Consider the following 21,925-nt stretch of genomic DNA (forward strand, 5'->3'; position numbering starts at 1 on the left):
AATTGATGGTAAATAGAAATTAAGCAGCAACTAAATTATTTAACTGTATTTCACATTGTTTAAAAATGAAATTTACAGCCCTAAATAATTTATCTAAATCTTGAATGGTGTAGTAAGTGCTATTTCTGGTAAATTGTTCACCTTCTAATTTTCCAAATTGCCATGTTATACCATTAGAAACAATACCAAAAATAATAATTTGGTATTCTCCATTTAATCTTTGAGCAGCAATCATTTCTGCTAAACATTGCGCCCAACCTGTTTCAAAGTTATCTTGTTTTGCTTCAACCAAAATAAAGTATGGTTGATCAAAAACAACTTTACCTAATGGGGAACGTTTAGCTAAGATGTATTGAGGAAATAGTGATATTTCTTCATTATTATCATCATAATTTAAGAACTTTTGACTCCATACAATAAAATGTTCACGGTAAATTTTCCAAATTTCTTTAATGACTGGATAAATCAGATTTTGACAGATAGCTAAGTCTGAATTATCAACTACTCCTTCGCGCATCATGAATTGTAAATCTTCGCGGAAGTAGTCAGAAATACTATAAGCAATTTCATTGATAAAGTCAATTTCAGTGTAAGTAACTTGAAATATTTTTAGCACTTCGCCAATGGTTTTGTAATTACTGAATGCCATATTTACCTCTTATTAGTTTGGTTTTTAGCCCGCCTCAGAATGAATTCTGAGGCTAATAGCGCAAGTCGTCTAAAGACGACTATATTTCATAGATTTAGTCCGTTTTAACGGACTTTGACTATTAGCCCGGAACTTCAGTTCTGGGCGGGTGATTGGGTATTTTTTCCCTTAAATGTTTGATAAGTGCTTTAGTCCAAGCATCTTTAAAATCTTTAGCGTCTTGATAACTAGGTAATTTATCTCCTATTTTACTATTAACTAATTCTGTTAAATAAGTTAATAATTTTTCGGGATTGTTGTTAACATCTAGCCACCACATTGTATCTATATTTAGTTTAACAACTCCTAAACCGCGAGAACGTCCACCACCCAGGGGAATTTGTTGGGTTTCAAATTGATGTAACCCAATCATTAATAATCCTAATTCCCAATCTTCGGCATTTTCAATTATGGCATGAAATTGGAATTGTGTACTTGCTGGTACTACTTGAAAGTCGTATAATTTACCATCTGCTGCGGTTTCTGTGTCTCTATCTATTGCTACTCCATCTCTTTCTTGATATTGTCCAAACCAGGTGTCAGGTACTACGTTTAAATCTCTTATTTGAAATTTACTTGCTATCCAAGGTGAACCAAAGAGACGAGAGATTAAATCTGTCATTTCTACCAAATTTTCTGTTAATTGAAAGTCATTATTTTTGTATTTTTCTTTTAAATCTTTAACCTCATTGTTTCTATTTGTAGTTGTGAAATCTGCGGGATCTTCTGCAAAACTGGGATCTATTCCTCTGAGGAAACTTTCTAAGCGCGATCGCATTGCACCTTTGAAGCTAGAACCAGGTATTAATGGTTGTCCTAATGCGTCTTTGATGACGGGTAAATCTGTGCCGATAGGTTCGGTGGAACGTCCTGCACTTATGCGTAATGCGGTGATTGTTGTGAGTTTTCCGGTGATTTCTAGGCGGTTTTTGAATGTGTCGAACATAATGATTATACCACTTATAATTAATTAATTGAGACGGAGACAACTAAATATATCCTCAACAGATATTTCCCATGCTGTTAAAGAATTTAAAACAGGTAAAAAGTCTTGATTTTGCTTAACTTCTGGTAGTTGATGGGGTAAAAAAGTCATAATTAAACCTTCTTGAGGGTCAATAAGCCAACCTAATTCAGTACCATGTTTTAAGCAAAATAATATATTGTTAATTACACGGGTTGAACTTTGTTCTGGTGCTAAAATTTCAATTGTCCAATTAGGAGGTATTGTAAATTCATTTTGAATTTCTCCATTCTCATCAAGGGGAATTAATTCCCAATTAAAAATACTGATATCTGGAACAAGAGAACGACCTGCAAAGGTGCAACGCAGTTCTGTAAATGCACCAGCTATTTTTTTAGGTATGCTAATTTGATTAATAGCAGGTGCTAAATATGTTTGTATGGCGCTGTGTTTACCTTTAGGCATGGGTTTTTGGTAGATGTTACCATCAATATATTCACTCGCTGGTTTGGTTTCTGGTAGTTTGAGGAAGTCTGTTAAGGAGATTAAGTTGGAGATGGGAGTGGAAGTCATAGTTTTAGAAACTATATAGTAGGAATAAATCTATTTATTCTGTGGACATTATAGACTTAATCAAGGGATTAAATTTCTAGGTCAGTTGGAAATTGAGGAGGTTGTATTTGTGGTTTATTGCTAACTACAGAACTAATGGAAGATTTAATGAAGTTAACAAATACTTCACTAACATTCTCATAGTCAGTGCTAGTAATTGGCTGAAAGCCATGAGCAAATAAGGAGTTATTCCTAACTTCTAAAGCATTGATGATTTTATTAGCATTTTCTTGATATATTTTGCCTATGGGATCATCAGGAATTTCACTTAAAAGATCATAGCTACTTCTTAAAGCTATTTGTATTTTTCCCTTAATATTAGAACGTTTTTTCTCATATTTATCCCGTAAATTTTCTGGTAATTTGGCAGTATCAATATCACCTGTTTTAATACCATAGGTTTTCAATAAACGAATCTGAGCTAATAATTCTAAAGCTCGATACAGTCTTCCTACTGCATCATCATAACGTTGTTGTTCAGCGCGTCTTTCTGCATTTAATATTAAATCTTGAACTATTTCATAACCATGTCCTTCTGTACCATTACTAGAATCAAATTTTTCATCTATTTGTCCTCTACTATTAATTACTTTCTTGAGAAATAGAACTAAATTCCTAATTACAGGATTTCTCATTTGAGGTTCTAATAACTCTAAAGCGTCTCTATGTTCAAATCTATCCCAAGCATCTAAACCTGAACAAAAAGCATATAAAGTTTGTATTTGCCGTCTAACCTCTGCTGGCAATGCCATTGATGATAATAAACGTCTCAGTTGTGCGATCGCTGCTGGATAGTTGTACTGTTGTAGGAAAATAGGTAAAAATTGTTCTATAGTGCGTTGTGCAACTACAGGGGCGACTGTTGCTTGTCCTGTTAGTTCTCCTCGTTCAACTTTGATAATATTTGTGCGGACTGCTGTAGTTACATATAGTGTCAGTTGATAATCCACAGATGCCATTGCTAAACCTACAGACATAGATTTAGTACCACCTGTATAATCAGCCATCATCTGAGCATCTGTAACAGTTTCCTGAATCTTCTGAATACATAATGATGCTTTCAGATAAGATTCTGATAAATCATCTGGTTCTTCAATCAAGATTATGTCTCTATCTGGTTGAAATTTATCACCTAATCCTACTTGTGTAGGAATATTTGGTAATTTTTCAATTACTTCTGTTCCGCGTCTTACTTCACAAGGTGTTCCGCTTCCTATTACTTGTGATTTACTACCTTTAGGACCATCAGAACAAAGAAAAACAACTCTATCTGGTTGTAGTTCACGAATAGCGGTGATGATAGGTTGGTGAGAACCACCGACTGTAATTAAAAGAATTTTTGGCATGATTTAATTGTCTCCTGTATTTAAATTACTATGAATTAATTAAGCTATTAAAGCTGTGTGTTCACGGCTGAGATAACCAAGATAAAGTTGCGTTAATTTCAGATGAATATGTTTACTGATACTGGATTCATTTTTCTGTAAATATTCTTTGAGTGACTCTAGTTTCTCTCGTTGCTGATTATTCATTTTAGGGTTGATACAATCTTGATCATTTTCTCCTAAAAATGGGTTTAATTCTTTATCTATACTGGATTTTATAGATTGAAAGATATTGTTAATGTTGCTAATTAAACCATCAATTTGGTTAATTACTGCATGAGCAAATATTTCCTTTTTTCCATTCTCTATTTTTTCCAGTTTCCAGATTTTACTAGCATCCTTACGGCCTACTTGATAACGGATGTAGTTTTTAATTACTTCTATAGAAGATGTTGGATCTGTAGCTGTTGTAAGAACATTTTTTAAGGGAGAACGTTCTTTCACTTGCTTAATATCAAAATTTTTAGCCATCTCTTGCATCTTTGTTATGACATCATCCAATTGTTTACTTAACTCTTGATTAATTCTTAAAGTTACTTGTTGTTCTAATTCAATAACAGAAATCTTTGACATAATTTATACAGCCTCTTCTCTTAATACATTATGAAACTCATTGCAAATTTGCACTTGTCCGAAACCTTCAGAAGTTCTTTCTCCAACTCCTTTAAGTTCCAATTCTGTCAATTTATCAATCCATATTTTTTCCTTTTCTTTATCTACACTAAATAAATACACACCCCCTCTATTTGTTACTAATTCGATATCTTTCATTAAACCCCAAGCAGCATTCCAACCTGAACGATAATCATAACTACTATAAACTGTATGTAGTTTTAAAGATGAATTTTCCAATCCTGTAAATTCCTTGAGCATTGCTTCAGAAATTACGGTTGTGTATTGCCAATTTTCTGTTAAAATCGCATCTGCTTGTAAATCAATTGTGAAATAAATTCTATTGTTTGGTATTTCTGATATTATACCAAATATATTACTCCATTCATGCCATCTTTTACGTAATTTTACATTAAATTGATTCAGGCGATCGCCCAAATTTGTTTTGATATCACTTGGTTTTTTAGCTGTTATTTTGACTTTTCCTAAACCTCGTGAAATTGAACCCCCTAAGCGAAAATTATCTTGATGATTATCAATGAATGTGTGCAAAGATGCTGCTAAATCATCAGGTACTAAAATTGCACTTTTATATATTACAGCTTCTTTTTGATGTTGTTTTGATTCATTCAAAACTTGAATACTGTACAGTACACTTTCTTCAGAAGTTGCACGTCTTCTATTTATACCTACTCTGGTTAATAATCGAGAATTAGCTGCTTTTTTCTCATAGTTACTGATATTTTGACTATAAAATCCTGTAAAGTTATCTACTCTATCTCCTTCTAATTCATTGTTCTGGGGTTGTACAGGACTATTAAAATCATATACTTGACCATAATTTTCTGCACAAAAACGGTCTATTAAGGTGTCAAAAACACCATCCCCTTTTGATATTTTAAACCCCGGTTTGATTTTAGAGCTTAAAGCAGTTGCAGGTATGACTCTTACTTCTGATTTAATTTTACCATGTCCTGGATACGCATTTTGAAAAATCGCGGGATTTTCACTCAAAAATAATTGATGAAAATCATCACCATCTGTAATTTCTTGATTTGATTGTTGTAAAATTTGATTAGCAACTGCACCACGAATTACACCCCCAGGAATAAATGTTTCTACTTCACTAATATTACCTCCTGGTTTCTTTTGTCCAATTGCTAAAGGTGATAAAGCTTTGATTTCTAATTCAATTTTTTTCATTCTTTCCCACTTCCTTTAGCTAAAAATTCCCATGCTTCTTTTTCTATTGTTAAATCTGGTAATTCCCAATGTAACCAACCTAAACCGGCTGATTTACTTCCACCTAAAGCGTTAATATGTTTCAGTCCTGCTAATATTAATGGTTTGGTATATTTGGGTGCATCATGTAATAGGTGAATATTTCCTGTAAATCTTAGTTTTGTATTTGGGGGTGAGGTTTCTAAAAAGTAAAGTTTACTTTCTTCAGCAGTGCGACGACGACGGTTAATAGTTACACCAGGACGAATAATTTCTGGTAAGTTTTCTGGTTCTTCTTCACAAATTAAATCATCAAATATTATCCGAGAAGGTAAAACGGGATTTCCAAAGATTTGACAAATTAAACAATGATAGTTTTTATCATCTTCTAATTCTGATATCTTATACTCTTTTCTGGTAAAATTTCCCACTAAACCCGCTCTTTGGGGACACATTGTTTGCGGGTTGGGAGAATAGCAAACATCCCATTTTAAACCTCTAACTATTTTCTCACATTCATGGCGCAATCTCCCTTTTAATTGGGAAGCGGGTATGAGTAAATTTCCTTCTGCGTTGCGAACTATGGGTTTATCTGCGAGTGAACCAGATGAACCTCCAGCACCTATACATAATGCTGTGTCAATGATAGCGGTGATGGTTTTTGTTTGGATTGAATTATTAATTGTTTCTAATTTAATCATGACTCAACCCCCGGAGTTATATCTCCTAACTGTTCTAACTGTTCTAACTGTTCTAACTGTCCTAACTGTCCTAACTGTCCTGTGTTATCTGATTCTTCTACAAATCCATAAATATCAACCATATCGCGCCAAATTGTTTCATAAACTTTGTCGTCTGTATCATACATCCAAGGAGCTAAGTTTCCTCCATTTTTATCATCTTTTGGTAAACACCAAGCATCTTCAAAATGTTGTTGTAATTCTGTTTTTCCCTGTTTCAGTCTGACTCGAAAATAGCGATAGTTGAGAATTGCTGTATGTTTACCCCGTTCTAATAAACTGCGAATTTGATAAAGTTGTGATTTGGGGAATTTGGTTTTTTTCAATGCTAATATTGATTTAATTAATCCCCCTATTTCATGTAATGTGTAAGGTCCTGCGTAGAGTTTTAATTTCTGCGGACTTTCTTTAGTTAATGCTTCTTGGCGAAAATCTTTAATATTAGATGCAATCATGGTGACAGATTTTAAGGTGATAAAATCTATTGTTCCTCCATGATATTCTACTTTTTTTAATTTCTTGGCTTTTTCTTTGGCTGATTTCAGTAATTGAGTTACTAAGTCTTGGGCATAGTAAATTGGTGTATCATCAGCGGTAATTAAAACGCCTATGGATGTGCTAAGTTTGCACTCTGAAGGTTTTGCTGTTTGTGGTTGATAACGATGGATTTTTTTCTTGTCTACTGGTTTAGTTTGTTCAATTCTATAATCTGCTATTTCATCTGATTTGTCAATCATTATTTCTTCAAATTTTTCTCCTATGATTTGCGAAATTTCTAATGCTTTGTTAGCAGGAACGATGGTAAAAATGTCGTCACCACCTATGGTAATGATTTCAAAAGGATGAACAAGTTGACCATTTTTTAGTTGTGAATCTTCATCATTTAAATTTCTGAGTTCATGAGGATGTAAGTTTTCTGCTAGTGCGTAAAATACAGCTTCTTCTGTAGCTACACTGACATCTAAACTAAATTTCTTGTATTTCTCAGGAGTGCGAATTTTTTGGATATATCCACCCATGTTATTACCGTCTGCATAAATATAAGCAATAAAACCTTTACTAGCATTAGATACATGAGTTAATGTTTTGGGAATTTCTACATTTTGAGGTTGGATATTTCCATAATATTTAGTTTTTAAATGGGGATGTTCTTCTAAAAATCTGTCGAATCTTTTTACCCAACTTTCAAATATTCCTCTGTGCCATTTTAAGTTTGTTTTAAGATACCATTCTGGTTCTTTTGTGTCTCCGTCTTTTGCTCGATCACCAACTAGATATTTTCTGACTGATGCTTCAGAAAAGTTCGTTTCTCTGGCTAAACCTTCATCTACTCTCATCATAGCAGAACGTCTATCACTCCCATCTCTTATTAAATAAGGATGGGTTTCAAACATTGCTGGATAACGACGGTTTGTATTACGTCCAGGAATATCATTACCGCTACGTCTTTGATTAAATAAAACCGCTAATTTGGTGGTAATTTCGTTAAAACTTTTGCGGTTTCTGAATCCTTCTAACCGTTCTTTTTCATCTTTGGGAAATCCAAAATAAGCTTGAACTATTGGTTTTTGATAATTCTGATTATACCAATCTAACCAAGGTGTATCTTCTATTTTTTCTTTGAATAAACCAAATCTAATTTCTAATGGTCTAAATGTATCACCAACTGCACAGGAATTAGCGGTTAATGTTTCATGGGTATAGCGTTTTTCAATAGCATCTGCTAAGTCATTTACATAAGCAGCAGGACAAAAAGCCAGAATATTTCCCCCTGTAGAATAAATGATTAATTCGGGAATGAGAACTTCTGATAATTTGTAATCTTGATCAAAGTTTTTATTTAACCATGCTCTCACATCGCTACATTGAGCGTTATAAATTTGCGGAAGATTTTTAACATTGAAAAAAGCAGGTAAATCAACTAAATTGATTCTATCCAATAAACCAGAAGCACCTCGCACTTCTTGAATTTTAGCTGATTCAAATACATATTGTTTAACCTTAGTCACACCCCCATAAACTAAACCGATATTAGTTGTTTGATTCCATAAAACAGGATAATGTTTTTTTAGCTGTTCCAAAGTCTCAGGAAAATAATCTTCCTTAATTTTTTGCAAATCTTCAACTTGTTCAACAATAGTTCTTACCTCTACTGGAACTTCTCCCCCAGTTCTCAAAGCTTCCCACATTTCCCGCAAAACAGAAATATCAAATTGCGGTTTTCTTCCATTACCCCAAGCTAAACACCAACTAATTCCTATAGCTACCGAACTTTTAACTTGCATCACCCTTTTTTCCCTTGCTTGACTACTATTTTATTCATTCTTTGCACTTCTTAAACACTGGATAATTGACAATTACCTATTTCTCATTCCTGAAAAGCAGAAGATTCAAACCTTGACTGAAACCATTATCAATTATCAATTATCAATTATCAATTTTCAATTAATCATATCTTGTACCCTTTCTAGTAAAATATCAGGAACAGGACGCGCTTTACCTCTAACCCAAGCACCACAAGTCATTTCTACATAAGGTTCTAATTGATGAACTATCTCCGTTTCTGTGAGAGTGCTGAAAATGACACCAACTGGTATTAAATTAGCACGAATACCACAAAAATTATGCCACCCATCCACCGCTTCTAGTCGAGAACTAATTATTAAATAATGTGTACAAACTTCCAAAAGTGGTAACTTTTCTGGTTGTACCATCCCACCCACATCTACTATTACTAAAGATTTCTGTTTTCTTAACTGAAGAATAGCTTGCGCTTGGTAGGGAAAAAACCTCTCTGTTAAAGATCCGCGATTACGCGCTTTAAAAGCTTCGATTTCTTCATCGGTAGCTTCTGCACCCATTTCTAACACATAATTTCCTTCACCGTCCCAATGTGCGCGTTGTAAATAAATATCAGGATTTTCTTTTAGCAAAGCTTGAAATAACCCATGGGAAAAAACACTTTTACCACTGTCGGGGGGACCAACTACCATCAACGCTGGACACAATTTTTCTGGTTTTGTGACGGGAGAATTTGCGCTATTATTTGATCTCAATTCTCCCAGTTGACGAAAATAATTAGACCATTGTTGTTCTGGTGTGGTTTCCCCGTCTTGGGTTCTTCCGTTGGGGGGAATAATTTTGAACACTTGTCCAATATGCACTAAGCGAGTGTGAGTAGCTACGATTATCGCACCGATGCGGGGATCATAACAAGCAACCCAAGCGGTAGGATGTAATTCATGGATCAGATAACCATATAACCAAATGGGTGCGCGTCCCGAAATTACCACACCACCGGTTGTATCAATTCCTGCTGGAAGTTCTAAACCGGTCAAGTCTTGGGGTTCGATAATGCGATCGCTCCTAGTTAATTCAATCAATAAAACCTGATAATGTAAAGCCTCTACCATCAGGGTTTCACTTAATAGCAAGCGTAAAGCAGGTTCAGTCATCAGCTTTTCTCCGTTCCTGTATTTGTAAATTCCAGTTTTCTCCATCTGTAAAATTGATACTTTGGAAAACTCGATCAGCGGACATTACCTCTCTATCGTTTTCACGTAGCAATTTAAATAAAGCTTTGTCGCAAATTACCCCCACTAATAAACTACCCAAAAACACCGATAAAGTGCAAATAATTACCGCAAATAATCCCAAAGGCGCAATAATTAGCACTATCCAGGTAATTCCCCCATTGACAACCGCAACTAACCAGCTACGGTATCGTACCAATTTTTTCGCTACAGATGGAGACATGACCATAAAACTGTCTTTTCCAGTTCGATGAGTGTATTATTTCACCCTGATAGAAAAGGGGTCTTCTAACCTCAAGGCAAAATGATTACTGGTAAAGGAGGAAACATTAATACTTCATTTATACCTCCTGAATGTTGTAAGGGTTTAGCACTGCTGAACCCCTACTTTCTTAATTTGCTGTTTCCTATGACTACACTTTATTTAACCGAACCAGGAACAATCCTGCGCTATCGCAATGAATCTCTGATGATCATTAAACAAGATCAAACTCAAACCTGTCGTTTAGCAGAAGTTACCTTGGTAGTGGTTTTACCTGGTATCCAATTAACAGATGTGGTAATTGCCCAATTATTAGATCGAGGAATTGAAACCATATTCCTCAGACAAGATGGGCAATTTCGCGGTAGGCTGCAAGGATATTATATCAGTAATACTACTATTAGATTAGCTCAATATCGCACAGTAGAAACCACCTTTGGTATGGCCTTAGCTCAAAAATTGGTTTTGGGTAAAGTCCGTAATCAAAGAGTATTATTACAAAAGCGTAACCGGGCAACTGCAAGTACAATTACGGAATTAGCAGAGGCAATAGATTTAATCAATTCCTATTCTTCCCGTCTCGTTCATGTTGCTACCCCCTTTAACCGCGATGAGTTAATGGGAATTGAGGGAATTTGCGCTCGCACCTATTACCAAGCATTACGTCATTATTTTCCCCCAGAGTGGAAGTTTAATGGCCGCAACCGCCGACCACCTCTTGATCCGATTAATGCGCTTTTGAGTTGGGGTTATGGAGTTTTATTAGCTCGTGTATTTTCTGCTACCGTTCAAGCGGGACTTGATCCTTATTTGGGTTTTTTCCATGCGACAGAACCCTATCGACCGAATTTAGTTTTAGATTTAATGGAGGAATTTCGGCCTGTGGTGGTGGACCAAGCGGTAATTTCCATTGTTGAATCTAACATTTTGGGAACTGAGGATTTTCAAGATTCTCCTGATGGGGTGGGGATATGGTTAGGACCTTTGGCGAAAAAGTTGTTTTTGGGAGAGTTAGAACGACGACTGCGTACTCCTCTTTTATATCCTCCTCAAAATCGTCGTTTGACTTTAAATCAAATTCTTTTGGAACAAGCGCGGTGGTTGGGACGGTGTTTGATGCGTTCTGAGTTGGATTATGAGGCGTTTGTAATTAAGTAATGGACTGGGTAAGGCATCATTATATATTTCAAATGTGTCAAAATCAAAGTAGAGAGTTGATTGATTCCAATTATGACTATTTTGGAAACTATTATAGAGGAATTGTCCTCAGCACCAGAGGCATTACTATTACAGGTTTACAATTTTATCAAAGTTGCCAAAGAAGAACCTAATTTACCATCTAATTCTTCTAATTTGCCACGAACTGCGGGTTTACATCAAGGTGAAATTTGGATGAGTGATGATTTTAATGAACCTTTACCGGATGAGTTTTGGTTGGGTGAAGAGGAATGAGAGTTTTAATTGATACTCATGTATTTATTTGGTGGACAAGTGATTTTCCAAGAATTTCACCTGCTGTTTATCAACTTCTTTGTAATCCCAAAACTCAGGTATTTTTAAGCGTTGTCAGTATTTGGGAAATGCAAATTAAATTATCCTTGGGTAAGATTCAATTTAAGTCAGCATTACCTCAAGTTATTGAGGATGAAATGAAGCAAAATAAAATTCAGTTATTATCTCTTGATTTATCTCATATTTATGATCTAAATAATTTGCCTCATTATCATAAAGATCCTTTTGATCGCTTATTAATATCTCAAGCTAGAAGCGAAAATTTAATTATTATCAGTATTGATGAAAAGTTTGATGGTTATGACATAGAAAGATTTTGGTAAAACCACCAATTACTATCTTATGCCTAAATTATGGTTGGTTTGTTATGACGTATCCGATGATAAACGTCGGACAAAGTTGGCCAAGTTGTTGGAACAGCGTTGTCAACGGGTGCAATATTCGGTGTTTGAATGTCCGCTGGATGATAAGGAGTTGAATTTTCAGTTAGAAAAGCGGTGGTTAAAGGTGCTGAAGTTGAGTGAGGATAATTTGCGGGTTTATCCTCTGGATGAAACTGCTAAACAGAAAACACGAGTCTACGGAAGTGAACCACCTTATGAACCTCCTGATTATTTAATTTTGTAAAGTTTGATATTCCTGGTTATGGTGGTATGGAGATGGTTGAAATATCCCTCAGTTCTGGTTTTGGGCATTTGTAACGAAATGTAAAGGAATGTTTGGGTTTTGGCGCAGGAAGCTAGAAAGATTTACATTTAGTAATCTTTGGTAATTTTCAAAAAATGTTGGTTTTTTGGATTGACATCTTGGAGTTTTTCGGTTAAATTATTTTTATTGGCTGGAAACGGCAATCTGCACCTTGAAAATTAAATACTGACTTTGCTTGTTACATTGTTGTTTCCGTAGCTTGGCGCAAACGCTCCTTGAAAGCTATTTGTAACAAGGTCTCCATGAGTGTAGGGTTTTTCATAACCAATTCCCCGCAAGGGGATGGAAACACTCTATCGCCAACTACCACATCAGCAACAGCCTGAGGTTTTTCATAACCAATTCCCCGCAAGGGGATGGAAACGATTAACTTCTTGGTAGAAGCAGAGTCACAGAGACTATCCAAGGTTTTTCATAACCAATTCCCCGCAAGGGGATGGAAACTGCCTTGGGGCTTGCTGACACCCTTGTTCTCAAGTGTCCAGCAAGTTTTTCATAACCAATTCCCCGCAAGGGGATGGAAACCTTACTTCCAACTAGTTAATGGAAAGGTTCAGACCAGAGAGGAGTTTTTCATAACCAATTCCCCGCAAGGGGATGGAAACCTCACTGCCAACATGGCAGATAACAGACTTCCAGTAAGCAGTCTGGTTTTTCATAACCAATTCCCCGCAAGGGGATGGAAACGCCCAGAAGGCTCTGCGCTCCGGCTGTGGGAGGAGTACAGTTGTTTTTCATAACCAATTCCCCGCAAGGGGATGGAAACACTATTGCTTCTGCCCATGTGATAGTTTCAGTTTTATTAGTTTTTCATAACCAATTCCCCGCAAGGGGATGGAAACTCCAGAAGGCTGCTCTCACATCTTTGACTTTAAAAACAATGAGTCTGTTTTTCATAACCAATTCCCCGCAAGGGGATGGAAACTGCGACGGGAGAAGAGGCTAGAGACTTAACTTTGGCTTGTTTTTCATAACCAATTCCCCGCAAGGGGATGGAAACAAGTCTTGAGGAATCCAGCTGGGTTCTTTTCTATATTCTGTTTTTCATAACCAATTCCCCGCAAGGGGATGGAAACTGCGACGGGAGAAGAGGCTAGAGACTTAACTTTGGCTTGTTTTTCATAACCAATTCCCCGCAAGGGGATGGAAACAAGTCTTGAGGAATCCAGCTGGGTTCTTTTCTATATTCTGTTTTTCATAACCAATTCCCCGCAAGGGGATGGAAACGAGACTTGTTTTATCTTGAACTCGATATTTGTGCAAGCTGCATAAAGGTTTTTCATAACCAATTCCCCGCAAGGGGATGGAAACGATTGTTCTGGAAGAAAAAGTTTAGAGTCTGTGTACATGATGTCGTTTTTCATAACCAATTCCCCGCAAGGGGATGGAAACGTAGTGCTTTATAAAGGAAGTTGGGAGCGATCGCGCTCTGTTTTTCATAACCAATTCCCCGCAAGGGGATGGAAACTGCTCTCTTAAACTCATCATAAAGTTGTCTTTCAGTCCCATTTAATGTTTTTCATAACCAATTCCCCGCAAGGGGATGGAAACCAGTGGGGTGCATTTAGAAGCCTTGGCTGAAAAACCGTTTTTCATAACCAATTCCCCGCAAGGGGATGGAAACAATTCAACTATTAGCCGAGAGAGTGACTTCATTGGTGTTTTTCATAACCAATTCCCCGCAAGGGGATGGAAACTGGGTAGTCCTGTTTTTCATCAATCAATGTTATATTCATCTTGGTTTTTCATAACCAATTCCCCGCAAGGGGATGGAAACAAAACTTGGGGAGAAAAAAGATAGAATTACTAAAAAATGCGATCGCTTAGTTTTGATGAATATTCAATAAACTTTGATAGTGATTTAATCAGCTTTTGCAGTACCAATACAAAAAAATTGAACTTTCCAAAATAGACAAGAAACAATGTACAATTGAAAATTATATTGACTGCAATTAGTTCTTTTTTTCCCCTAAAAAGAAAAAGTTTGAAACCTTAAATTAAACAATTGTCAATTATCAAATATCAATTATCAAATTGAACAGCTTTCCCTATCCACCCACACCGCAAATATTACATTGGTTAGCAGCAGGACAACTAGCCAACCGTTTGCAGCGTTCAATTAGACTATGGGTAATATTAAACAAACTGTATGGGGAAGAAAACTGGACAACGGACTTAGCAAAAAAATTTACCTACGCACAACTACGCGATCGCCTATTTTCCTACTATCACCCCAAAAGCGAAAAACTCAACGCCGAACAAATAACCACCAAATGTCAGGACCCTACCTGCATCTGTCATCAAAGCGGATGGCAAATTATTCAAACTGCAAATAGCCACATTTGCCAAACCCAATGGCAACAAGAAATACAACAACTCACCGGCATCAGTTCCCAACAACTGCACCAACAACTACAACAACCCCCCTTTGCAACCGTTCATCGTTCCCTCAGAGATGATCTCAAACAGCTAACTCATTTAGGATGGCTGCAAACAGTAGTCAAAGGAGAATATCAAACCCTAGCTAAAACCGAACTACCAGCACCAACAATTTCTGCAACAGCACAAACCACCTTTACCCAACTCTCCCTACCCCAAACCTGGGAACTACTGCACGTCTTAGAGTCCATATCCTTTGTCCAGCCAAACCTAGATATCATCATTCAAAATTTGTGGGAACAAATAGTAGATCATACCCATACATCCCCCACCACCCAAGAACCACAACAACGGATATTTCTGCATTTAGACTATATACTCTCTCAAGAAATGCAGGATCAGGTAGACAACTATCAAGAACAGCTAGAACAACTGTGGCGTATACCTGCTGCTGGAGTAGTGCAGTTTGAATATTGGATCGCAGCTACAGCAAGCAAAGTACAAATAACCGTTTATCCCGTGTGTTTGCATTATCTCCGACGTGCCAAATATCTCAGCGCCTATGGTATAGATCCCCAAGGAAATATCAAATGGCACAACTACCGACTAGACCGCATCGCCTCAGAAAAATTGCAAATTCTTCCCTGGGGAGATCCAGGTATACCCAAAGAATTAAAAGAAATGTGGCACAGTGGCAACTTACCCACCCCAGAATATGTAGAGACAGAATTAGAAAAAGCTTGGGGTTTCAACTTTTACCTACAACGGGAATTATTGATCATTCGTTTTCCGCCAGCTTTTGCCCAATGGTATGTAGATAAAACATTTCGCCATCATTCCTTCCAGCGTATTGCCTATGAACAACTAGCAAATTTAATTACAGCAGACATTCCCGAAACCCAACAGCGGCAAATATTAGATATTATCAAACACAGAAATAAACAAGATATTTATTATCAAGCTTGGATACGTACTGGGGATATTAATGTTTTGATGCGGTTACGAGACTGGCGACCAAATGGAGAGGTGATAGCACCTTTGTCTATTCGTCAACGACTCAAAGAAGAAGCGATCAAAGAATTAGCTAATTATTAATTGCCCAACATCCAATCTAAATGTTGTGGTAATAATATTCCTAAATCATAATTATTAACTATTGTCTTGCGTGCGGCGTTACGAATAGAAATCATATCTGGAGAATTATCTAAAGCTGTATTCACTTTTTCGGCAATTTGTTGGGGAGAAAAGAAATCTACCAACAGTCCATTTTTACCATCTTTAATTACTTCCTTAACTGGTGCAGTATCAGAAGCTATTAACAAACATCCTGCGGACATTGCTTCTAACATTGACCAGGATAAAACAAAAGGAAAAGTTAAATAAATATGGGCTGAGGATGCTTGTAAAACTTGCAAATATTCAGAGTAAGGTAGTAAACCTGTAAAGTGTAATCTGGTTAAATCTAAATCTAATTTTTCTAACATTAATTGTTTATAAGTTTTACCATCAGGAAGATTTTTTCCATAGGCTACTCTATCTTCTCCCACAACTACAATATGACAGTTTGGGCGTTGTTGTTGAATTAATGCTACTGCTTCCATAAACTGAGGAAAACCGCGATAAGGTTCCATTCCTCTGGCCACATAGGTAATTAATTCTGAAACATGGGAAAGATCAAGATTAATTCGGGGTAAAATTAATTTAGCATCTGGCTGAGGACTAAAATAATTAGTATCAATTCCATCGTGACAAACAGTGATTTTTTGATGATATTCTGGGGGAAATTGTTGACGTTGCCAATTAGTAGGAGAAAGTCCGCGATCGCAATGGTATAAATCTAGTAAAATTGGTGAATTTTTGACTTTAATACGACACAAATCATCTGCATTTAATGGATCACTGGGATCAAAATCGGCATCAGAACCGCAAGCATGATAAAACCATTCAAAGAAACATAATAATTCGGCTTTCGGGAAAATTTCTTTCATAAATAATGTTAGACCCCAGCCAGAATGACCATAAATTATATCGGGAATAAAACCCTGTCTTTTAAGTTTTTCTGCCATGCGATATACAGCTTGTCCGGTGAGAATTGCATTTTCTAAATTGCGGATATAATGATGAGTTTGGGGTGCTGCTGTGCGGGAAGGTTCATAAATAGCTTTCAATACTCCTGGTATTGATCCTTCCTGACGATTTGTACCAAATACTACTTGATATTTATCATCTTTGCCTAAAGCTGTAGCCAGGTGACGAAATTGGGCGGGAAAGTTGGGATGTAAAAATAAAATACGTTTGGGATGTTGAGAAGTATTTTTCATGATAGTCAACTGTGTACAAAACCGTCAATGGAAAAATAGGGAATGGTAAAAAATTCTACCTATTCCCTCATTACTTACCCCTGATTTGATGGCTGATTGATTTGGTATAAATAGTAAGTTGCCATAGGAATGACAGTAGCTGCAATTAACAATCCTACTACCCAAGCAGTAGCATTACCTTTGTTTTTGTCGGTTTCTTCCGCATTGCTAAAAGTGCTTTCTACCTGTACAGTTTGTTTTTCTGCTGGTGGACCAGGATCAGGTTTACCAGAAAGGACTGCTACTAGGCGATCGCGCACGTCCAAAAATCCTTGATTATATTTGTTACCATCCCGCAATGCTGCCCCTAGTGTTTCTTCTGTGACACTATTACCGATCTCATCAGTCAAGAGAGTTTTCACTTGATCCCCGCTGACAATAGTTGCACCATTAGTTAGAGTATCAACGATCAAAATCGCTTGGTTAGCTTGTGCTTCTGGTGTAGGAAACCATTTTGTAAATAGTCCTTTGGCAAAACTTTCCGGTGTTTCCCCATAGTCGAAACGGTGAATGGTAACAATTCTTACTTCATTACCAGTTTCTTTGGCTAAGTCTTTAAAAGCACCGCTGATTTGACCTTCATTAAAACGGCTAAGAACATCACCTTCATCTATAATCCAAGTATCTGCTGTGAGGTTGGGTATTTGATATACTCCAGTAGCAAAAGCAGGTGTGACAAAAACAGAAATAGCCATCATCATCACCAATACAGGTACAATGAGACGGGTAAGGTATGAATGACCACTAAATAATTGCTTGAGTAGCTGTTTCATGAAATGAATCCTACTAAAATACTCTTGCAATCAAAATACTACATAATCTAGGTCAAAAGCATCTGATTTGAGGATAATTCCTGGATGGTAAAATTACCAGGATTTATTTCAGGATTTATTTGTCAAATCAATCTAAAATCTAAAATCTAAAATCTCATGACAATCATCTTAACTAACGACGACGGTATCGACGCACCAGGTATTCAAGCTTTACTGAAAGCGGTAAACGACAAAAATGTAATTATTGCAGCGCCCGCTTCCCATCAGTCTGGTTGTGGACATCAAGTAACGACAACTGAAGCGATTAAACTAGAACGTCGTTCTGATTTTGAATATGCTATTGCTGGTACTCCTGCTGATTGTGTGAGAATTGCCATAACACAAATTAGTCAAGATGTCAAGTTTGTACTGTCAGGAATTAATGCTGGTGGTAATTTGGGGGTGGATGCGTACATTTCTGGGACTGTTGCTGCTGTGAGAGAAGCTGCGATGCACGGTATTCCCGGTGTGGCGATTTCTCATTATCGCAAAGCTAAACTCAATTATAATTGGGATTTAGCGGCTAAATGGACATCAGTAATATTAGCAGATTTACTGAAAAAACCTTTAGAACCTGGTAGCTTTTGGAATGTGAATTTACCCCATCTACTACCGGGAGATGCTGACCCAGAAATGGTTTTTTGTCCACCCTGTACCAAACCTTTACCTGTAAATTATCGCATAGAAGGTGATAATTTTTATTATGTTGGTGAATATGGTAAACGCGATCGCACTCCTGGTAGTGATGTAGATATATGTTTTTCTGGCAATATTGCAATTACTCAGTTAAAGGTTTGATCATGCCAATTTTGGATTTTGGATTTTGGATTTTGGATTTGAGATTTTGGATTGAAAAAATTGGTTTCATAAGCTAACCAAAAGTTTATCTTGCTACGGTTGTAATTTTCATCCCTATCTGAGACCGTGAGTGTTTTTGAATTGTTCATGTTTCTTCATCGACACTTTGCAGCAAAAACACAATTTTATCTACAGATTTTGTGAGTTGATTGATTTCTTGTAGTGAATCTTTTTGTGTTTCAGCGAGACTTTGTACAGCATCACACAAGGCAAAAATTTGATATCCTTGCTGCTGTACTTGCTTTCCTTGTGCTTCTACTTGTACGCTCAAAGCATCTACTCTTTGAGCTAAACGTTCAATAGTATCGGTAGTAGAAAGCACAGCTTCACCAATTTGCTCAACAATAGATTCTAAGCGGTTTATTTTAGCTTCTATTCCTGCGGATATCATTTCTGGAGCGCCCCAATTTTGAGAAATCATCATAGTAATATTGTTAATATTCATCAAATAATTTCCTAATCAGCACTAAACTGTACTAAGTGAAATTTGAGAATCAAACAAAAATGCCATCTGTAGCAATGCTATCTAATTAAGGATTGGTAAATCCTGTAATTAGCAGAGTAATTAGCAGATGTTTAGTAGCAATATTAACCTGATTTTCGGAAGCATTTGGGATATTTAAAAAATAATACAAAATTGGGTAATTGTGCAAAATTGTGTGAATTTTTTTAACGATAATTATCAATCTATAGGACTCCTATTTGATTTTTGAACAGAACTGAGTACATACTGAAAGCCTTCTTTCCTGTTCCCTGTTCCCTGTTCCCTGCCTCCACGAACAATTCATGAATCAAATCGGATCACTATAGTGATAATTAAAAGTTATACAACTACCCTCAAAGTATTTCCTGGGTATTAGATTACTGCATTGGCGAAAAATACGACACCAATTGTACAAAAAGTTAACCCAACCCAACGAATTGTTTTGTGAAATATCTGCTTACTTGCTTGTTTTGTGAATATAATACCAATTTTTCTAGCAGACAAGACAATTGCAGTTTGAGTTAAGCTAACACCGAGCAAATATGTGGCCATGGTTGATATTTGAGCGCCTATAATTGCTTGACTATCAGCATAACCATGAAATAACCCAGCGATAACACTGAGTACGGTACAAGCTAACCAACTGATTTGGGTAGGTAGGAGGAAAATGATACCAAAGATGATAGAGAAAAAGGCGATCGCTATTTCCATACCTGGGGCTATAGCTGGTAGATTTAAGGAACCTAAATGTATTATTTGTCCCAAGAAAGCAGCAAATACAAAAGCTAAACCGATCCAAGCACCACGTACAAATCTAGCAGAGAGTAAACCAACAGCGACAATACCAGCTAATCGATCCAAAGCAATAACTGGATCAGCGATACCCCAAATAAACCCTTCCCAACAGTTAGAAATAGTGTGTTTCATAGGTGATCCCCCGGATGAAGTGATCAGACTGATGAGAATTAAAGCAGCGATCGCACCCATGAGACGATACTGTTGAGAAGTAGGTACTGCATTAGTACCATCAGATACAGATAATGTAGTTTTGAACATAGTGATAATAGATCAGATTATTCTTATTGGTAGTTTATATTACCCCAATCTTGAAAAAAAATGTCAGAATTTAGGAGTCAGGACTCAGAATATTTGACTTAAGGAATGCTGGATGAGAATCTTCTAATATTAGTCAGTAATTAGTGAACAGTAATTAGTTAAAATAGCGGTAGGAAATAAATTGGAGTCTACTTGAGATTATTTCTGGATTGAATTAAGAATTAAATTGTATGTCTTCCTCTAAATCAAAATCTGACAAACGCATAATTTACCAAGAATTTGGTAATGATAATTCACCTGCTTTAGAACGTCCAGTACAAGAACTACCCCCAAACCAACAAAATGTGAGGGTACAAGCAACCCGCGCAGGGAGGAAGGGAAAAACAGTTACGGTTATTACTGGGTTTCAAACCAAACCAGAAACCTTAAATGCGTTACTTAAACAGTTAAAAACCCAATGTGGTACTGGGGGAACATTAAAAGAGAATGAAATTGAAATTCAAGGAGATCATAAACAGAAAATTTTAGAGATTTTAGTTAAGTTAGGTTACAAAGCTAAAATCAGCGGTGGTTAATGTAGGTGTTATATCTGGGTGTTAGTTCGGGTTACTGTATCTTTTCAGGAATGCGAGTGAGAGAAAGTGATGTTAACTGTAGAGAAGTGGAACATTAACAGGAGGCTGAAATGGATTTAGTAAGAATATTATGCGCGATTTTTCTGCCACCTCTAGGAGTATTTTTGCAAGTAGGTTTTGGTTTGGACTTTTGGATTAATATTGTGTTAACTTTATTCGGTTATATTCCTGGTATTATTCATGCAGTTTGGGTGATTGCCAAGAAATAATATCAGCATTCAGCCATCAGCTATCAGCAGTCAGCAAGACACTAAAACCATCAATAATAGGCTGTAAATTGCTCTCATTAATACTGGTGTAATTTTACAGAACCGGAACAAGATCCCTGTTATTAATTCATTGTCTTTCTAGAGAATAGCTGATTACTGATAGCTGAATAATTACGTAAAAAATTATCACAAAAAGCCAAAATATGAAAGTAAAATATCCTATTAATTTTCACAAAGGTCTAACTTTTTTTATAGTGTTAGGGCTAATGTTTTTCTACCATAACTTTACCATTGGAGCTTGGGTTTATCTTGCCCTTCATGGTACTTATGGTTTTCTTTGGTTACTCAAAGATCGTATTTTTCCAGATAGACAATGGGAACAAGAAATTCCCAATTTGATGGGAATTATTGGCTTTTTTGTCTTAGGTTTATATTGGGTAGCACCATTTATTCTCATTAGTAGTGGTACTGTTCCACCTTTACCGCTAGTAGCTGCGGCTATTTCTTTAAATATTGTGGGTGTGTTTTTGCATTTTGCTAGTGATGCTCAAAAATACTATACTCTCAAATACAAAACTGGACTAATTACAGAAGGTTTCTTTGCTAGATGCAGGAATACAAACTATCTGGGAGAAGTCTTGATTTATCTAGCATTTGCTATGTTAGCACAGCATTGGCTACCTTTTCTAATTCTGGGGTTATTTATAGCGATGGTATTTGTTCCCAATATGCTGAAAAAAGATCAATCTTTGTCTCGATATCCTGAGTTTGAGGAATATAAAGAAAGTTCTGGGTTGCTGTTTCCTAAACTATTTATTTCCAGGAATCTGAATAAAGAAGAAACAACAGCTTAAAGCGAAATTGATTTGCTATAGAGTGAATCCATAAATATAGA

General features: G+C 36.4%; 23 protein-coding genes and 1 CRISPR repeat array. Of the genes, 9 read left to right on the top strand and 14 right to left on the bottom strand.

The genetic code is table 11. The annotated features are described in order from the left end of the window. Positions 1–19: 19 nt before the first annotated feature. From IQ237_RS06785 to csx18, 10 genes are all read right to left on the bottom strand, one after another. Positions 20–649, bottom strand: coding sequence for a hypothetical protein (locus IQ237_RS06785; RefSeq protein ID WP_194053559.1), 630 nt, complete (start codon positions 647–649; stop codon positions 20–22). A 121-nt stretch (positions 650–770) separates the two neighbouring features. Beyond that, positions 771–1,634, bottom strand: a complete 864-nt coding sequence (csx7, locus tag IQ237_RS06790; RefSeq protein WP_194053561.1) for a CRISPR-associated RAMP protein Csx7 — start codon at positions 1,632–1,634, stop codon at positions 771–773. Between the two features lie 24 nt (positions 1,635–1,658). Then, on the bottom strand, positions 1,659–2,225 hold the full coding sequence (locus IQ237_RS06795; protein ID WP_194053563.1) for a Uma2 family endonuclease: 567 nt from the start codon (positions 2,223–2,225) through the stop codon (positions 1,659–1,661). Between the two features lie 68 nt (positions 2,226–2,293). Further along, on the bottom strand, positions 2,294–3,610 hold the full coding sequence (locus IQ237_RS06800; protein ID WP_194053565.1) for a TIGR02710 family CRISPR-associated CARF protein: 1,317 nt from the start codon (positions 3,608–3,610) through the stop codon (positions 2,294–2,296). Positions 3,611–3,649: 39 nt separating this feature from the next. Next, complete coding sequence (locus IQ237_RS06805; RefSeq protein ID WP_194053567.1) at positions 3,650–4,222, bottom strand: hypothetical protein; 573 nt, start codon at positions 4,220–4,222, stop codon at positions 3,650–3,652. Positions 4,223–4,225: 3 nt separating this feature from the next. Beyond that, positions 4,226–5,464 (bottom strand): CRISPR-associated RAMP protein Csx10, encoded by a 1,239-nt coding sequence (gene csx10, locus IQ237_RS06810; RefSeq protein WP_194053569.1) that lies wholly within the window; start codon positions 5,462–5,464, stop codon positions 4,226–4,228. Continuing rightward, positions 5,461–6,183 carry an RAMP superfamily CRISPR-associated protein gene (locus IQ237_RS06815; protein WP_194053571.1) on the bottom strand — a complete coding sequence of 241 codons (723 nt, stop codon included), beginning with the start codon at positions 6,181–6,183 and terminating at the stop codon, positions 5,461–5,463. Before IQ237_RS06815 ends, csx10 begins: the two co-directional genes overlap by 4 nt. Then, positions 6,180–8,507 (bottom strand): type III-B CRISPR-associated protein Cas10/Cmr2, encoded by a 2,328-nt coding sequence (cas10, locus tag IQ237_RS06820; RefSeq protein ID WP_194053573.1) that lies wholly within the window; start codon positions 8,505–8,507, stop codon positions 6,180–6,182. Before cas10 ends, IQ237_RS06815 begins: the two co-directional genes overlap by 4 nt. 156 nt (positions 8,508–8,663) lie before the next feature. Continuing rightward, on the bottom strand, positions 8,664–9,677 hold the full coding sequence (gene crn3 / locus IQ237_RS06825) for a CRISPR-associated ring nuclease Crn3/Csx3 (RefSeq protein ID WP_194053575.1): 1,014 nt from the start codon (positions 9,675–9,677) through the stop codon (positions 8,664–8,666). Next, the gene (gene csx18, locus IQ237_RS06830) at positions 9,670–9,984 is read right to left on the bottom strand and encodes a CRISPR-associated protein Csx18 (protein ID WP_228019793.1); all 315 of its coding nucleotides are present in this window, start codon (positions 9,982–9,984) and stop codon (positions 9,670–9,672) included. The genes crn3 and csx18 overlap by 8 nt, the downstream gene beginning before the upstream one ends. A gap of 180 nt (positions 9,985–10,164) precedes the next feature. Here csx18 and cas1 point away from each other — a divergent pair, with 180 nt between their 5' ends. The 5 genes from cas1 to IQ237_RS06855 all read left to right on the top strand — a co-directional run bounded on the left by cas1 (position 10,165) and on the right by IQ237_RS06855 (position 15,711). Continuing rightward, positions 10,165–11,175: a CRISPR-associated endonuclease Cas1 gene (gene cas1, locus IQ237_RS06835; protein WP_194053579.1), complete on the top strand. Its 1,011-nt coding sequence runs from the start codon at positions 10,165–10,167 to the stop codon at positions 11,173–11,175. A 72-nt stretch (positions 11,176–11,247) separates the two neighbouring features. Further along, complete coding sequence (locus IQ237_RS06840) at positions 11,248–11,469, top strand: DUF2281 domain-containing protein (RefSeq protein ID WP_194053581.1); 222 nt, start codon at positions 11,248–11,250, stop codon at positions 11,467–11,469. Further along, positions 11,466–11,852: a type II toxin-antitoxin system VapC family toxin gene (locus tag IQ237_RS06845; protein WP_194053583.1), complete on the top strand. Its 387-nt coding sequence runs from the start codon at positions 11,466–11,468 to the stop codon at positions 11,850–11,852. Before IQ237_RS06840 ends, IQ237_RS06845 begins: the two co-directional genes overlap by 4 nt. A 19-nt stretch (positions 11,853–11,871) precedes the next feature. Next, positions 11,872–12,156: a CRISPR-associated endonuclease Cas2 gene (gene cas2 / locus IQ237_RS06850; RefSeq protein WP_194053592.1), complete on the top strand. Its 285-nt coding sequence runs from the start codon at positions 11,872–11,874 to the stop codon at positions 12,154–12,156. A gap of 334 nt (positions 12,157–12,490) precedes the next feature. Beyond that, positions 12,491–14,014: direct repeats of the CRISPR family, unit length 37 nt; unit sequence GTTTTTCATAACCAATTCCCCGCAAGGGGATGGAAAC. A 257-nt stretch (positions 14,015–14,271) separates the two neighbouring features. Beyond that, complete coding sequence (locus IQ237_RS06855; protein ID WP_228019795.1) at positions 14,272–15,711, top strand: TIGR03985 family CRISPR-associated protein; 1,440 nt, start codon at positions 14,272–14,274, stop codon at positions 15,709–15,711. Here the strand turns inward: IQ237_RS06855 and IQ237_RS06860 are convergent. Next, positions 15,708–16,937 carry a glycosyltransferase family 4 protein gene (locus IQ237_RS06860; protein WP_194053594.1) on the bottom strand — a complete coding sequence of 410 codons (1,230 nt, stop codon included), beginning with the start codon at positions 16,935–16,937 and terminating at the stop codon, positions 15,708–15,710. The two genes, IQ237_RS06855 and IQ237_RS06860, sit on opposite strands and share 4 nt — an antisense overlap. A gap of 74 nt (positions 16,938–17,011) precedes the next feature. Beyond that, positions 17,012–17,749, bottom strand: coding sequence for a photosystem II repair protein Psb32 (psb32, locus tag IQ237_RS06865; protein ID WP_194053596.1), 738 nt, complete (start codon positions 17,747–17,749; stop codon positions 17,012–17,014). Between the two features lie 156 nt (positions 17,750–17,905). Here psb32 and surE point away from each other — a divergent pair, with 156 nt between their 5' ends. Continuing rightward, positions 17,906–18,586: a 5'/3'-nucleotidase SurE gene (gene surE / locus IQ237_RS06870; protein ID WP_194053598.1), complete on the top strand. Its 681-nt coding sequence runs from the start codon at positions 17,906–17,908 to the stop codon at positions 18,584–18,586. Between the two features lie 145 nt (positions 18,587–18,731). On the opposite strand, the gene IQ237_RS06875 is transcribed toward surE, so the two are convergent. After that, complete coding sequence (locus tag IQ237_RS06875; RefSeq protein WP_194053600.1) at positions 18,732–19,091, bottom strand: hypothetical protein; 360 nt, start codon at positions 19,089–19,091, stop codon at positions 18,732–18,734. Between the two features lie 411 nt (positions 19,092–19,502). Continuing rightward, a complete protein-coding gene (locus IQ237_RS06880) occupies positions 19,503–20,186 on the bottom strand; it encodes a HupE/UreJ family protein (RefSeq protein ID WP_194053602.1) in 684 nt (227 codons plus the stop codon). A gap of 230 nt (positions 20,187–20,416) precedes the next feature. Here IQ237_RS06880 and IQ237_RS06885 point away from each other — a divergent pair, with 230 nt between their 5' ends. From IQ237_RS06885 to IQ237_RS06895, 3 genes are all read left to right on the top strand, one after another. After that, positions 20,417–20,761 carry a translation initiation factor gene (locus IQ237_RS06885; RefSeq protein ID WP_194053604.1) on the top strand — a complete coding sequence of 115 codons (345 nt, stop codon included), beginning with the start codon at positions 20,417–20,419 and terminating at the stop codon, positions 20,759–20,761. 110 nt (positions 20,762–20,871) lie between these two features. Next, positions 20,872–21,030 carry a YqaE/Pmp3 family membrane protein gene (locus IQ237_RS06890; protein ID WP_096559101.1) on the top strand — a complete coding sequence of 53 codons (159 nt, stop codon included), beginning with the start codon at positions 20,872–20,874 and terminating at the stop codon, positions 21,028–21,030. Positions 21,031–21,233: 203 nt separating this feature from the next. After that, positions 21,234–21,884: an isoprenylcysteine carboxylmethyltransferase family protein gene (locus tag IQ237_RS06895; RefSeq protein ID WP_194053606.1), complete on the top strand. Its 651-nt coding sequence runs from the start codon at positions 21,234–21,236 to the stop codon at positions 21,882–21,884. Positions 21,885–21,925: the final 41 nt, after the last annotated feature.

Source organism: Sphaerospermopsis sp. LEGE 08334 (assembly GCF_015207205.1).
Classification (GTDB): Bacteria; Cyanobacteriota; Cyanobacteriia; order Cyanobacteriales; family Nostocaceae; genus Sphaerospermopsis.

Excerpts from the sequence above, each read along its gene's own strand:
- csx7 (WP_194053561.1), bottom strand. The coding sequence starts at position 1,634 with ATGTTCGACACATTCAAAAACCGCCTAGAAATCACCGGAAAACTCACA.
- IQ237_RS06795 (WP_194053563.1), bottom strand. The coding sequence starts at position 2,225 with ATGACTTCCACTCCCATCTCCAACTTAATCTCCTTAACAGACTTCCTC.
- cas1 (WP_194053579.1), top strand. The coding sequence starts at position 10,165 with ATGACTACACTTTATTTAACCGAACCAGGAACAATCCTGCGCTATCGC.
- csx18 (WP_228019793.1), bottom strand. The coding sequence starts at position 9,984 with ATGGTCATGTCTCCATCTGTAGCGAAAAAATTGGTACGATACCGTAGC.
- IQ237_RS06785 (WP_194053559.1), bottom strand. The coding sequence starts at position 649 with ATGGCATTCAGTAATTACAAAACCATTGGCGAAGTGCTAAAAATATTT.
- IQ237_RS06800 (WP_194053565.1), bottom strand. The coding sequence starts at position 3,610 with ATGCCAAAAATTCTTTTAATTACAGTCGGTGGTTCTCACCAACCTATC.
- IQ237_RS06845 (WP_194053583.1), top strand. The coding sequence starts at position 11,466 with ATGAGAGTTTTAATTGATACTCATGTATTTATTTGGTGGACAAGTGAT.
- IQ237_RS06840 (WP_194053581.1), top strand. The coding sequence starts at position 11,248 with ATGACTATTTTGGAAACTATTATAGAGGAATTGTCCTCAGCACCAGAG.
- IQ237_RS06875 (WP_194053600.1), bottom strand. The coding sequence starts at position 19,091 with ATGAATATTAACAATATTACTATGATGATTTCTCAAAATTGGGGCGCT.
- cas2 (WP_194053592.1), top strand. The coding sequence starts at position 11,872 with ATGCCTAAATTATGGTTGGTTTGTTATGACGTATCCGATGATAAACGT.
- IQ237_RS06880 (WP_194053602.1), bottom strand. The coding sequence starts at position 20,186 with ATGTTCAAAACTACATTATCTGTATCTGATGGTACTAATGCAGTACCT.
- cas10 (WP_194053573.1), bottom strand. The coding sequence starts at position 8,507 with ATGCAAGTTAAAAGTTCGGTAGCTATAGGAATTAGTTGGTGTTTAGCT.
- csx10 (WP_194053569.1), bottom strand. The coding sequence starts at position 5,464 with ATGAAAAAAATTGAATTAGAAATCAAAGCTTTATCACCTTTAGCAATT.
- IQ237_RS06895 (WP_194053606.1), top strand. The coding sequence starts at position 21,234 with ATGAAAGTAAAATATCCTATTAATTTTCACAAAGGTCTAACTTTTTTT.
- IQ237_RS06890 (WP_096559101.1), top strand. The coding sequence starts at position 20,872 with ATGGATTTAGTAAGAATATTATGCGCGATTTTTCTGCCACCTCTAGGA.
- psb32 (WP_194053596.1), bottom strand. The coding sequence starts at position 17,749 with ATGAAACAGCTACTCAAGCAATTATTTAGTGGTCATTCATACCTTACC.
- crn3 (WP_194053575.1), bottom strand. The coding sequence starts at position 9,677 with ATGACTGAACCTGCTTTACGCTTGCTATTAAGTGAAACCCTGATGGTA.
- IQ237_RS06885 (WP_194053604.1), top strand. The coding sequence starts at position 20,417 with ATGTCTTCCTCTAAATCAAAATCTGACAAACGCATAATTTACCAAGAA.
- IQ237_RS06815 (WP_194053571.1), bottom strand. The coding sequence starts at position 6,183 with ATGATTAAATTAGAAACAATTAATAATTCAATCCAAACAAAAACCATC.
- IQ237_RS06860 (WP_194053594.1), bottom strand. The coding sequence starts at position 16,937 with ATGAAAAATACTTCTCAACATCCCAAACGTATTTTATTTTTACATCCC.
- surE (WP_194053598.1), top strand. The coding sequence starts at position 17,906 with ATGACAATCATCTTAACTAACGACGACGGTATCGACGCACCAGGTATT.
- IQ237_RS06805 (WP_194053567.1), bottom strand. The coding sequence starts at position 4,222 with ATGTCAAAGATTTCTGTTATTGAATTAGAACAACAAGTAACTTTAAGA.